Consider the following 12,740-nt stretch of genomic DNA (forward strand, 5'->3'; position numbering starts at 1 on the left):
CTCGGGCGCCCCCCTGGCCGGTGCGGGGACGGATCGGGGTACGTGCTGCTTGACCCCGTTCGGGTGGGTACGGGCGGCGTGGAGCACCGCGCGGACCGCGCTGTCGCCCGGAAGCGCATCGGTTCGCGCCAGGCGGGCAGGGATACGCCGTGCCTTCTCCGGCGCGCCCCCCGCCCAGGAGCGGGAGCGGCAGCCGGAGGGCCGCCGCGTACCCTAGGCAGAAGGATCATCCGCACAAACGCACAACGCGTGCCGTGCCCGGCCCCGTCCCCGGGGGCATGGAGCCGGGACCGCTGCGGACTTCCGCCTTCGTACATGTCCTGTCAACGAAGGGCGGGCGCCATCCGAGCGTGCCGCCCGGCACCGAGGAGAGAACCACTGGGCAAGCGACAGCCCGAAGGCCCGCCGCCCGCACCCGCCGTGCAGCGCGTACGCCTGCGCTACACCAAGCGAGGCCGCCTTCGGTTCACCAGCCACCGCGACTTCCAGCGCGCCTTTGAACGGGCACTGCGCAGGGCCGAGGTCCCCATGGCGTACTCCGCAGGTTTCACACCCCACCCCAAGGTCTCGTACGCGAACGCGGCGCCCACAGGCACGGGCAGCGAGGCCGAGTATCTGGAGATCGCCCTGACTCAGCAGCGCGACCCGGAAGCGCTCCGCGCGCTCCTGGACGAGTGCATGCCGACAGGGCTCGACATCATCGACGCGGTCGAGGCACGGGGCTCCGACTTCAGCGACCGGCTCCAGGCTTCCGAGTGGGAGCTGAGATTCGAGGGAGTCAGCCCGCAGGAAGCCGCCCGAGCCGCCGACACCTTCCTCGCGGCCGAGTCCGTCGAGGTGAAACGCCAGACCAAGAAGGGCATCCGCGCCTTCGACGCACGCGCGGCCGTCCGTACGCTCGTACCCGCCGGCGGGACCGGACAGGGAGCCCCCGCGAACAGGGCCGATAGGCCCGGGGACGCTGCCTGTGCGATACTGCGCCTGGTAGTACGGCACGTGACACCCGCCGTACGACCCGACGACGTCCTGTCCGGTCTCCGCGCTACGGCCGACCTGGCGCCGCCGGTCCCCACAGCGGTGACCAGGCTGGCGCAGGGGCCGCTCGATGAGGAGACAGGCACGGTGACCGACCCGTTCGCGCCTGACCGCGACGCGCTCTCCGGGCCCACAGGCTCAGGGGATCTTCCCAGCGTCGCGACGGTGCGGGGCGGCACCGCGTAGGTCCGCCGCCGTAGGAAGCGCAGCCGCTGACGCACGCCAGGGAGCCACCCGGGTCGCTGTCCGGACGGCGAGCGCACAGACCAGCAGACTTTCGCCGTAGCCGGGCCGGGACTAGGCCCCGGAACCGGCGAGTGAGACAACAGCTCCCGCGCGGCGCCCGCGCCCCCGGAGAGTGTTCCGCCCCACATCAGGGCGGGACGCGCCGGAACGAACGAGGCGCGGCGCCCGGGAGCGTGACGGGAGAACCACCCGCATGCGCGAACCAACTGAATCCAACGAGGCCCAGGCCCACGTCGGAGCCACCAACGCAGCCGGATCCTCAGGGACCGCACCAGCAGCCGAGTCCGCTGAACCAGCGGCCTCCGGCCCCAGCGACACGCTTCCCCCGCGCCGCCGACGGCGCGCGGCCAGCCGCCCGGCGGGACCACCCGTGGCAGCAGCCGCGGGCTCTGAGCCCGCTTCCGCACAGGACAGCGCCCCGGCGTCCGCCGAGGTCAGGGACAGTGCGGGCGGCGGCGCGACGCCGCCTGGAGCGCCTGAGCCAGCCGCCGCGGTGAGCCCGGCGTCCCCGACGCCGGAGTCAGGCTCCGAGCCACCGGCCGAGAGCGCACCGGCGCCGGCGGCCCGTACGAGGCGCCGCGCCACCCGCAAGGCCACGGCTCCCGCAGGATCGCCTCCGCCGGCCGAGGCCCCGGACCCCGGGGCCCAGGCCACCGGGACACCCGCTGCCGGTACTCCGGCGGCCGAGCCCGAGACGGCGCCCGCCGAGGCTGAGGCCCCCGCACCCGCCGCCCGTACGCGCCGCCGCGCCGGCCGCAAGACCTCGGCGCCCGCAGCCGGGGAAGCGGCGCAGGACGAAGCGCCGCAGACCGCCTCGGCGCCCGAGAGCGAGACCGGGGCCGAGTCCCAGGCACCCTCGGTGCCGGAGGCCAAGTCGGAGGCGGGCGAGCAGGAAGCGCCCGCGCCCCGTACGCGCCGCCGTGCCACCCGTAAGGCCGCCGAGCCGGAGCCGCAGGGCGAGGGCGAGCAGAGCGCGCCGGAGGAGGAACAGGCCGCACCCGCGGCGCGTACCCGCCGCAGGGCCTCCCGTGCCACCTCGGCGCCGGCGGACGGGGAAGCCTCCGAGGCCGAAGCCAAGGGCGAAGCCCCCCGGGCCGAATCCGAGAGCACCGCCAAGAGCGCGGCCAAGAGCACCTCGAAGAGCGCGGCCAAGAAGGCGGCCAAGAGCGAGCCCGCGACCGAGGCCGCCGCCGAGCCCGTCGCTGAACCCGCCGCGGAGGCCACCGCCGAACCGGCCGCGGAGCCCCAGCAGGAGGCGCCGGTGGCCACCCGCCGCCGCGCCACCCGTAAGCCCGTTGAGGCGGCCAAGAGCGAGGCCGGTGAGGGCAGGGCCGCGTCCGGCCGTGCGCGCAAGCGGAACGCGCCGCCCGTGGCGATGTTCCAGGCACCCGTGTTCACCGAGCCCGCGTTCCAGACGCCCCAGAGCGCTGCCGCCGCGGCGGCAGCCGAGGCGGCCGAGCGGAACGCCGGGGTCGAGGAGCCCGAGGAAGAGACCGCGGTAGCGGAGCAGGAGCCGGCCGAGCCGGCGCAGGCCACCGAGGCCGAGACGGCCGGCGGGCCCTCGCGCCGCCGCCGTCGCCGCCGTGGTGAGGCCGCCCCCGAGACCGAGGCACCGGCCGACAGGTCCGGTTCCGCCGCCCAGGGCGGCGGCGCGGGCGAGGACGCGGCGCGCGCCGACGAGCAGGACGAGCGTGACGAGCAGGACGGTGCCGACGAGCAGGAAGGCTCGGGTCAGCCGGGCGACCGGCCCGCGCGCCGCCGCCGCAGGGGAGGCCGTCGCCGTCGCCGTGGCGAGGCCGACGAGCAGCACCCGCAGCCGGAGCACGCGGAGGCCGACGAGCAGCACCCGCACGCCGGGCACGCTGACAGCGCCTACGCCGCAGACATCGCGGACACCGCCCAGAACGAGTCGCCCGACGCCGGGCACGAGGACGAGGACGAGGCGGACGAGGACAGCTCGGCGGGCGGCAGCTCCAGCAGCAGCTCGCGCCGTCGCCGTCGGCGCCGTCGCCGGTCGGGTGACGGCGAGGGCCAGCAGTCCGGTGAGGCCGGCGGCACCGGTGGCGACGATCCGGAGCGCACCGTCGTCAAGGTCCGCGAGCCCCGCAAGAAGAAGGAGACCGAGCCCGGTACCTCCAGCGACGAGGTGCAGGCGATCAAGGGCTCCACACGCCTGGAGGCCAAGAAGCAGCGCCGCCGCGAGGGCCGCGAGCAGGGCCGCCGCCGGGTGCCGATCGTCACCGAGGCGGAGTTCCTGGCACGCCGCGAGGCCGTCAAGCGAGAGATGATCGTCCGCCAGAGCGGCGAGCGCACCCAGATCGGCATCCTTGAGGACGACGTGCTGGTCGAGCACTTCGTCAACAAGGAGCAGTCGACGTCGTACGTCGGCAACGTCTACCTCGGCAAGGTGCAGAACGTCCTGCCGTCGATGGAGGCCGCCTTCGTCGACATCGGCAAGGGCCGTAACGCCGTGCTGTACGCGGGCGAGGTCAACTTCGAGTCGCTCGGCATGGCCCACGGGCCGCGCCGCATCGAGACCGCGCTCAAGTCGGGCCAGTCCGTGCTCGTCCAGGTCACCAAGGACCCGATCGGCCACAAGGGCGCCCGCCTGACCAGCCAGGTCTCGCTGCCGGGCCGCTACCTCGTGTATGTGCCCGAGGGTTCGATGACGGGCATCAGCCGCAAGCTCCCCGACACCGAGCGCTCGCGGCTGAAGCAGATCCTGAAGAAGGTCGTCCCCGAGGACGCCGGCGTCATCGTCCGTACGGCGGCCGAGGGCGCCAGCGAGGACGAGCTGCGCCGCGACGTCGAGCGTCTCCAGGCGCAGTGGGAGGACATCCAGAAGAAGTCCCAGAAGGGCAACGCACCGACGCTGCTCTACGGCGAGCCCGACATGACCGTCCGCGTCGTGCGCGACATCTTCAACGAGGACTTCTCCAAGGTCATCGTCAGCGGCGACGGCGCCTGGGACACGATCCACGGCTATGTCTCGCACGTGGCGCCCGACCTCGTCGACCGGCTCCAGAAGTGGACCTCGGACGTCGACGTCTTCGCCTCGTACCGCATCGACGAGCAGCTGATGAAGGGGCTGGACCGCAAGGTCTGGCTGCCGAGCGGCGGCTCGCTGGTGATCGACAGGACCGAGGCGATGATCGTCGTCGACGTCAACACCGGCAAGTTCACGGGCCAGGGCGGAAACCTGGAGGAGACGGTCACCAGGAACAACCTGGAGGCGGCCGAGGAGATCGTGCGCCAGCTGCGGCTGCGCGACCTGGGCGGCATCATCGTGATCGACTTCATCGACATGGTGCTGGAGTCCAACCGGGACCTGGTGCTGCGCCGCCTGCTGGAGTGCCTGGGCCGCGACCGCACCAAGCACCAGGTCGCCGAGGTCACCTCGCTGGGCCTTGTGCAGATGACCCGTAAGCGGGTCGGGCAGGGGCTGCTGGAGGCGTTCTCCGAGCCGTGCGTCCACTGCAACGGGCGCGGCGTCCATGTGCACATGGAACAGCCGAGCGCCGGTGCGGGCGGCAAGAAGGGCAAGAAGAAGGGCAAGGGCGGCCAGCAGGCGCAGCCCGAGCCCGTGCCGTTCGAGTCCTCGCCCGCCACCGAGCCTGCGGCCGTCGCCGTCGAGCCCGTCGAGCGGGTCGCCGAGCCCGCCGAGGTGCCGGAGCCGGTCGAGTTCGTGCCGGACGCCGAGCTGTACAGCAGCGCGGCCGAGGCGGAGGCCGCGGCTTCCACCACGCGTGGCCGTTCGCGGCGGCGCGGAAGCCGCAAGGCGAGCGCGCCGGCGGGGTCGCCGAAGGCCGCCGAGGCGCAGGGCGCACCCGAGGCGGAGCCCGCACCCGCGGCCCGGCCCGCACCGGTTGCCGAGCCCGCGCCTTCGGCGCCTTCGGCGCCCGAGCCGGCCGCCGAGGCCGCACCGGAGCCCGAGCCCGCACCGGAGCCCGCGCCCGAGCCCGCCCCCGCGGCGGGGACCCGTACCCGGCGCAGGGCCTCCCGCAAGGCGAGCGCCCCCGCGGGTTCGCCCAGCGTGTCGGAGGACTCCGCCGCCGTGACGGTGGTCCCGTCCGAGGCGACCCCGGCCCCTGCGCCGGTGCAGGAGGTCGCTGAGGCAGCCGTGGAGGCAGCCGGGGCACCTTCCGAGGCGCCCGCCGAGGCGGCGCCAGCCAAGCCCAGGCGCCGGGCGACGCGCAAGGTCACCGCTCCCGCGGGGCCGCCCGCCGGGGACGGTCCGGGTGAGGAGGCCGGGGCCGAGGCTCCGGCGCCGGCGAAGAAGACGGCCAAGAAGACGGCGGCGAAGAAGGCAGCGGTCAAGAAGTCGGCCGCCGCCAAGAAGACACCGGCGAAGAAGGCCGCTGCGAAGAAGACGACGGCCAAGAAGGCGTCGGCTTCGAAGAAGACAGCGGCGGCGGAGCAGGAGGGCGGCTCCTCGGTTTCGGCTCCGGCCACCGAGGACTGACCGCCGCCGGAGGGCGGGGCAGGGGCCAGGAGCCCCGCCCCGCCCTCCGGCGCAGGTCGGGGCCCTTGCGCGGCGCTGCCCTGTCCCGTAAGGGGACGGGTGGGGCCGGGGGGCGAGGGCCCTTGCGAGTGGGGTAGTCTTGGTGGTCGGCGTGTCGGCTAGGCACGTCTGCCTCTGAGCAACTCCCTCCCGCTCCGTCGGGAGAGGCCGCTCAATCCTTCCGGATCCAGATCCGCGTCCTCGCGCGTGGCCGGGCGGCTGGCATCAGAGGCTCCGTATCGAGCGAAAGAGAGTTCCGCGTGTACGCGATCGTGCGCACCGGCGGGCGCCAGCAGAAGGTGTCTGTGGGCGACGTCATCGAGGTTGACCGTCTGTCTGAGAGCAAGGTCGGCGACAGCGTCGAGCTCTCGACCCTGCTCGTGGTCGACGGCGACGCCGTCACCAGCGACCCCTGGGTGCTGGCAGGCGTCAAGGTCCAGGCCGAGGTGGTTGACCACCACAAGGGCGACAAGATCCGGATCCAGAAGTACAAGAACAAGACCGGTTACAAGAAGCGCATCGGTCACCGTCAGCTGCACACCGCGCTGAAGGTCACCGGCATCCCCGCCCCGGCCAAGAAGTAAGGACTGAGGAGAGATGGCACACAAGAAGGGCGCATCGTCCACTCGGAACGGTCGCGATTCCAACGCGCAGTACCTCGGCGTGAAGCGCTTCGGCGGTCAGGTCGTCAACGCGGGTGAGATCCTGGTCCGCCAGCGTGGCACCCACTTCCACCCGGGCAAGGGCGTCGGCCGCGGCGGCGACGACACCCTGTTCGCGCTGGACGCCGGTGCGGTGAAGTTCGGTACGCACCGCGGCCGTAAGGTCGTGAACATCGTTCCTGCCGCTGCTGAGTAGTCAGCCAGGATCGATCACAGCTGTTCCGAGGGCGGACCTCCTCTTTCCGTTGGTGCGGGAAGAGGGGCCGCCCTCGGCGCGTTGAGGAACGAAACAACGCGATCCACTCTCAAGCACGCAAGAGCACATACGAGTACGTAAGAGCACGCCGGGAGGCACCCTCATGACCACCTTCGTGGACCGCGTCGAGCTGCATGTCGCCGCGGGTAACGGTGGCCACGGCTGTGCCTCCGTGCACCGGGAGAAGTTCAAGCCGCTGGGCGGGCCCGACGGCGGGAACGGCGGGCGCGGCGGCGATGTCGTCTTCGTCGTCGACCCGGACGTCACGACGCTGCTCGACTACCACCACGGCCCTCACCGCAAGGCCACCAACGGCCGGCCGGGCGAGGGCTCGCACAGGTCGGGCCCCGACGGTACGAACCTCGTGCTGTCCGTGCCCGACGGCACCGTCGTACTGGACCAGGACGGTGAGGTGCTGGCCGACATGGTCGGCGCGGGCACCACGTTCATCGCGGGCCAGGGCGGACGCGGGGGCCTGGGCAACGCGGCGCTCGCCTCGGCACGCCGCAAGGCGCCCGGCTTCGCGCTGCTGGGCGAGCCCGGCGAGGTGCGCGAGATCGTACTGGAGCTGAAGACCGTCGCGGACGTGGCGCTCGTCGGCTTCCCCAGCGCCGGCAAGTCCTCGCTGATCTCCGTGCTGTCGGCGGCCAAGCCCAAGATCGCCGACTACCCCTTCACGACGCTGGTGCCCAACCTGGGAGTCGTCACCGCAGGATCGACCGTCTTCACGATGGCCGACGTCCCCGGCCTGATCCCCGGCGCGAGCGAGGGCAAGGGGCTCGGTCTGGAGTTCCTCCGGCACGTCGAGCGCTGCTCCGTGCTGGTCCACGTACTCGACTGCGCCACCCTGGAGTCCTACCGCGACCCGCTCTCCGACCTGGACCTCATCGAGGAGGAGCTGACGAAGTACGGCGGTCTGGACGACAGGCCGCGCCTGGTCGTGCTCAACAAGACGGACATCCCCGAGGGCAAGGACCTGGCGGAGATGATCAGGCCCGACCTGGAGGAGCGGGGCCTGCCCGTCTTCGAGGTCTCGGCCATCACGCGGCAGGGCCTCAAGGAGCTGTCGTTCGCCGTCGCACGCATCGTGGAGGAGGCACGCGCCGCCCGTCCCCGCCAGGAGGCCACGCGGGTCGTCATCAGGCCCACGGCCGTGGACGACGCCGGCTTCACGGTCTCCCGCGAGGAGGACGGACTCTTCCGGGTGCGCGGCGAGAAGCCCGAACGCTGGGTGAACCAGACCGACTTCAGCAACGACGAGGCCGTCGGCTACCTCGCCGACCGCCTCAACCGCATCGGCATCGAGCAGGAACTGCGCAAGGCGGGCGCGCGCTCGGGCGACGGTGTCGCCATCGGCCGTGAGGACAACGCGGTCGTCTTCGACTGGGAGCCCGCCATGGACACCGGCGCCGAGATGCTCGGCCGCCGCGGCGAGGACCACCGGATGGAGGCACTCCGCCCCGCGACCCAGCGCCGCAGGGAGCGTGACGCGGAGCGCGACGAATCCCTGGGCGAGTACCAGGAGTTCGACCCGTTCGGCGAACGCTGAACCCGGAGCGGACAGCCCGGAGCGGACAGCACCGCGCCCCCGGCCGGAAGGCCGGGGGCGCAGTGCGTGCACGGGAGAGTGCGGTCGGCGGGGGAGTGCGGTCAGGTGGTGACCGCGTCCTCCGGGTCGCCGCCCGCTGAGGGCTCCATCTCCATCTCCTCGGCCGCGTCGTCCGCCTCGCGCTGGCCGGGGATCTCGGCCGTACGGCGTGCGACGCGCGCGTTGCGCGCCTCGGCCTCGGCCGCGAGGTCCAGCGTCGCCGCGTTGAAGCGGGAGAGCGACGGCGGGTCCGTCGGGCCCAGCAGGTGGAGCTTCAGCTCCTTGCGTGCCTGGGCGAGGCCGTCCTTGCCCGGGTTGCGCACGGACTCCAGCAGCTCGGGGACCTGTGCGGCGTCCGGTGAGAGCACGGTGCCCGCGCGTACGGTCGGGAAGGTCTGCCGGAACTCCTCCTCCTCCATGCCGCTGGTGTTGGCGACGGCGTAGGGCTTCTCGCTGCTGAGGTAGTCGGAGACGACGGAGGACACGTCGGAGATCAGCAGGTCGGCCTGGTTGAAGCAGGTGAAGATCGCCGGGCGGGGGCCCGTGACGATCTGGTGCTCCCACTCGGGGAAGGACGCCCAGTAGGCCGCCTCCCACGCCTCGGTGGCCACGCGCACCCGTTCTGCGCGGCCCTCCTCCGGCGTGCCCTGCATCTTCATCCGTTCCATTTCGTCCGCGCTGCCCGGGAAGGCGTTCGCCGTGATCCGGTCCAGCTCGGCCGTGGCACGCTCCAGGTCAGCCGCGGCTCCCGCGGGGGCGCCGGCGCCCGACCGTGCCGCGTTGGCCTGGGTGATCATGGCGCGGATGCGCTGGTCGGCCGCGCCGGCACGGGGATCGACGGAGCCCGTCATGGGGTGCGGCTTGTAGAGCAGCCGTACCTTCGGGTCCTCCAGCAGGGCGCGTACGACGTTCTCGCCGGCCAGCACCACGGAGGTGTTGCCCGGGTTGCCGTCCCAGCCCTCCCAGGTGGGCGCGTAGAGCACGGTCGTGTACGTGCCCGCGGGGGCGCCCTGGTACGGCTCGATGGGGGTGAGCTGCGGGCGGCCGACCTCGACCACGTCGCGGTCGTCGACCCCGACCTCGGCGAGCTGGTAGCGCTCGCGTGCTGCTTCGCCTGCGACCCATACCTGGTCGTATGCCTTGGCGTAGGGGTTGCAGGAGGAGAGTTTGTCGCTTTCTCCGTGGTTGATGAAGGCGTGTTTGAGGGTGGGGATGCGCAGGACCTGGCTGGTCTTGCCGGAGTTGGCGGGGTGGAGGAGCACCTTGAGTGTGGAGTGCTCCAGGTGCATCAGGTGGGCGACCTTGGGGATGCAGACGATGGGTACGTCGGTGGCGTCGATCTTCTGCACCATGAAGCGCTCACGCAGCACGATCAGCGGACGTCCCTCCAGCGCGGCGAGCGTGGAGAGCCACATGTTCGCCTGGTACGCCGAGGTGGTGCCGCCGGAGAAGTACATGCCCACGGTCGGCCTGTAGTCGGCCAGCCAGGTGTTCAGCCAGGCCAGCACCTCACGCTCGTTGGCGGAGCGCTTCTTCGGCAGCATCCAGGTGCCGAGATAGACGGCGCTGCCGAGGGAGAGGAGGAAGGTGACGCCGACGCCGATGAGGCCCCACTCCTCCGCCGAGAGACCGGCGCTCAGAACGAGACCGAGCGTGCCCGGAATGGAGAAGCGCAGCAGACGGCGGCTCGGCTGGCGGGCCAGCAGCCGGGGCGGGGCCCCGGTCAGGCGGAGCGCCGAAGCGTCGATGTTGCGCGTGATCACGGGCAGCGTCCTGGTGCGCCGCACGATCTGGGCGACTGCCTGGCACACGAAGTGCGCGGCGTAGGCCAGGAGCAGCAGCAGGGTGAGGGGACGCTCGATGTCCGGGGGGACATCGGGGATGCGCACGAGGCCGATGACGATCAGCATGTCGCGCAGCAGCTGACGCGTGGTGACGTCGAAGCGGACCTTGCCGAGCAGGGCCAACAGGCCGGGCTGCCGGTGGGTCAGGTACAGGTCGAGGGCGAGTCCCGCCAGCGAGGCGGTGACGAAGACGGGCACGTTCGGCAGCAGCGCGCCCGCGAGCTGAGCGGTGTAGAACACCGCCAGCGCGAGCAGCGCCGCCAGTTGGACGGCGCGTCGTGTGGAGAGTCCGGCAGAGGGCACGGGCTGGGCTCCTGGCATGGAGGTCGAGGGTGTTCAGATGTGGGGTGGCCTGCGGGGGGCCAGGGTTGACCACTGACCGTATGACGGTGAGTGGTCAAGTGACAATCTTCGACGGGCCGGGAACCGGGCTTACGGGGGCAAAGGTAATCATCCTCACGCGTCCGTTGCGCGGAACGGATGAGCGGCGCGGACCAGCGCTGACGTACATTGCGGACCGGAAGACCACGGCCGGTCCGCACAGCGCCCGGCCGGGCACGCACGGGGCCGCCGGGCCACGGACGCGCCGGGATGACACGGGTGCGAGGGGTACGTACGGGCGTGACAGGAGACACAGGGGAACAGCGCGGGACCGTGTCCGGCGAGGCGCCAGAACCCGGCACGGCGGCGAACCGCGACGGGGCCACGGAACGTGACCGTGCGCCCCGTGGTGACCGGGGCACACGGGAAGACGCCGGGCCCCGGCATGACGACGGGGCCCGGCATGGCGGCGGTGCGCGGGACGACGGTGGCACGCGAGGCGAGGGTGCCTCGCTGCGCGAGGCGGTGCGGGGGGCGCGCAGGATCGTCGTGAAGGTCGGCTCCTCCTCTCTCACCACGGCGGCCGGGGGCCTGGACGCCGACCGCGTGGACGCTCTCGTGGACGTGCTCGCCCAGCACGGCGGCAGGGCCGACCGCGAGATCGTGCTCGTCTCCTCGGGCGCCATCGCCGCGGGGCTCGCCCCGCTCGGACTGGCCAGGCGCCCCCGCGACCTCGCCAGGCAGCAGGCGGCTGCCAGCGTGGGCCAGGGGCTGCTCGTGGCCCGTTACACCGCGTCCTTCGCGCGCTACGGGCGCCGCGTCGGGCAGGTGCTCCTCACCTCCGACGACACCAGCCGCCGCGCGCACTACCGCAACGCGTACCGCACCCTCGACCAGCTGCTGACCATGGGCGCCGTGCCCGTGGTCAACGAGAACGACACGGTGGCGACCGACGAGATCCGCTTCGGTGACAACGACAGGCTCGCCGCGCTCGTGGCCCACCTCGTCCGCGCCGACCTCCTGGTTCTCCTCTCCGACGTGGACGGCCTCTACGACGGGAACCCCGCGACCCCCGGCGCCAGCCGGATCGCTGAGGTACACGGCGAGGCCGAGCTGGAGGGGATCGACATCGGCAGCGCAGGCCGCGCCGGGGTCGGCACGGGCGGCATGGTGACCAAGGTGGAGGCAGCGCGTATCGCCGCGGGAGCGGGCGTCCCCGTCGTGCTCACCTCGGCCGTCTTCGCGGCCGACGCGCTCGCCGGACGCGCCACGGGTACGTACTTCCACCCCACGGGGCGCCGCGCGGCGGGCAGGCTGCTCTGGCTCGCGCACGCGTCCACACCCCTGGGCGCGCTCACGCTCGACGAGGGAGCCGTCCAGGCCGTCGTCGAGCGGCGTACGTCCCTGCTGCCTGCCGGAATCGCGGGCGTGGAGGGCGACTTCTCGGCGGGCGACCCGGTGGAGCTGCGGGACGTGGGGGGCCGTGCCGTCGCGCGGGGTCTGGTGAACTTCGACGCCAAGGAACTGCCCCGGCTCCTGGGCCGCTCCACGCACGAGCTGGCCAGGGAGCTGGGCCCCGCCTACGAGCGCGAGGTCGTGCACCGCGACGACCTGGTGCTGCTGCGTCCGTGACAGTGGCTGACACGGAGGCGGCAGGGGTCCTGCGGATCCTTGCCGCCGTGCTCGCCTGACGGCCTTCATACGCGGGCGAGACCGGAAAAAGACCAGCCTTTCCACGGACACCTTCCGGAAAACCGCCCCGCGCGCGCTCCCGGACTGGTCAACTTTGACTCAGGGGCCGCTTCGCCAGGGGCGCGTGCACCGGCACGTGCGAGGGGCGGCAGAGCAGAAGCAGTACACCAGCACCGCCACTCAGGAGGCCACCGGTGAGACGACTGGCCAGCGTCGACATGGGGGTTTCGCCCCAGCCCGAGGAAGCGTCCGAGTCCAGGCTCTGGCACATCACCCTCAGCGTCGCCGGTGACGGGGCCCCGCTCGGTGACGTGCGGCGCGCACTGGAACAGCTCGCGCACGATCACCCGTTCCTCCTGACCAGCCGCTACGCCAACGACCACGCGGAGATCCGCTACTGGGAAGAGGCGCGTGACCTGCACGACGCGGCGGCCGTCGCGCTGCGGCTGTGGGGCGAGCACCGGGCTTCGGCGAACCTGCCCCCGTGGGAGATCGTCGGACTCGAAGTGATCGGCCGTGAGACCTACCACCAGCGGATCGCCGAGGGCTACGGCCGCCCGCCCGCCTCTCCCGTCGGCGTACACCCGTTCTGAGC

Annotated in this window: 8 protein-coding genes; 7 read left to right on the plus strand and 1 reads right to left on the minus strand. The window is 72.6% G+C overall.

From position 1 onward, the window contains the following. Positions 1-420 precede the first annotated feature (420 nt). The 5 genes from NMN56_RS00125 (at position 421) to obgE (ending at position 8,249) form a co-directional block, all read left to right on the plus strand. Entirely contained in the window at positions 421-1,221 is an 801-nt protein-coding gene (locus tag NMN56_RS00125) for a TIGR03936 family radical SAM-associated protein (RefSeq protein ID WP_274039927.1), read from the plus strand. 253 nt (positions 1,222-1,474) lie between these two features. Beyond that, the gene (locus NMN56_RS00130) at positions 1,475-5,743 is read left to right on the plus strand and encodes an Rne/Rng family ribonuclease (RefSeq protein WP_274039926.1); all 4,269 of its coding nucleotides are present in this window, start codon (positions 1,475-1,477) and stop codon (positions 5,741-5,743) included. Positions 5,744-6,042: 299 nt separating this feature from the next. Further along, positions 6,043-6,366 carry a 50S ribosomal protein L21 gene (rplU, locus tag NMN56_RS00135; protein WP_274039925.1) on the plus strand — a complete coding sequence of 108 codons (324 nt, stop codon included), beginning with the start codon at positions 6,043-6,045 and terminating at the stop codon, positions 6,364-6,366. 13 nt (positions 6,367-6,379) lie between these two features. Next, positions 6,380-6,640 (plus strand): 50S ribosomal protein L27, encoded by a 261-nt coding sequence (gene rpmA / locus NMN56_RS00140; RefSeq protein WP_274039924.1) that lies wholly within the window; start codon positions 6,380-6,382, stop codon positions 6,638-6,640. A 163-nt stretch (positions 6,641-6,803) separates the two neighbouring features. Continuing rightward, positions 6,804-8,249, plus strand: a complete 1,446-nt coding sequence (gene obgE, locus NMN56_RS00145) for a GTPase ObgE (RefSeq protein WP_274039923.1) — start codon at positions 6,804-6,806, stop codon at positions 8,247-8,249. Between the two features lie 101 nt (positions 8,250-8,350). On the opposite strand, the gene NMN56_RS00150 is transcribed toward obgE, so the two are convergent. After that, positions 8,351-10,435 (minus strand): hypothetical protein, encoded by a 2,085-nt coding sequence (locus NMN56_RS00150; RefSeq protein WP_274039922.1) that lies wholly within the window; start codon positions 10,433-10,435, stop codon positions 8,351-8,353. A gap of 543 nt (positions 10,436-10,978) precedes the next feature. Between NMN56_RS00150 and proB the strand changes: the two genes are divergently transcribed. Continuing rightward, a complete protein-coding gene (proB, locus tag NMN56_RS00155; RefSeq protein ID WP_274040012.1) occupies positions 10,979-12,085 on the plus strand; it encodes a glutamate 5-kinase in 1,107 nt (368 codons plus the stop codon). Between the two features lie 278 nt (positions 12,086-12,363). After that, on the plus strand, positions 12,364-12,738 hold the full coding sequence (locus tag NMN56_RS00160) for a hypothetical protein (protein ID WP_274040011.1): 375 nt from the start codon (positions 12,364-12,366) through the stop codon (positions 12,736-12,738). Positions 12,739-12,740 lie beyond the last annotated feature (2 nt).

Source organism: Streptomyces iconiensis, assembly GCF_028657195.3.
GTDB classification, from domain to species: Bacteria; Actinomycetota; Actinomycetes; order Streptomycetales; family Streptomycetaceae; genus Streptomyces; species Streptomyces iconiensis.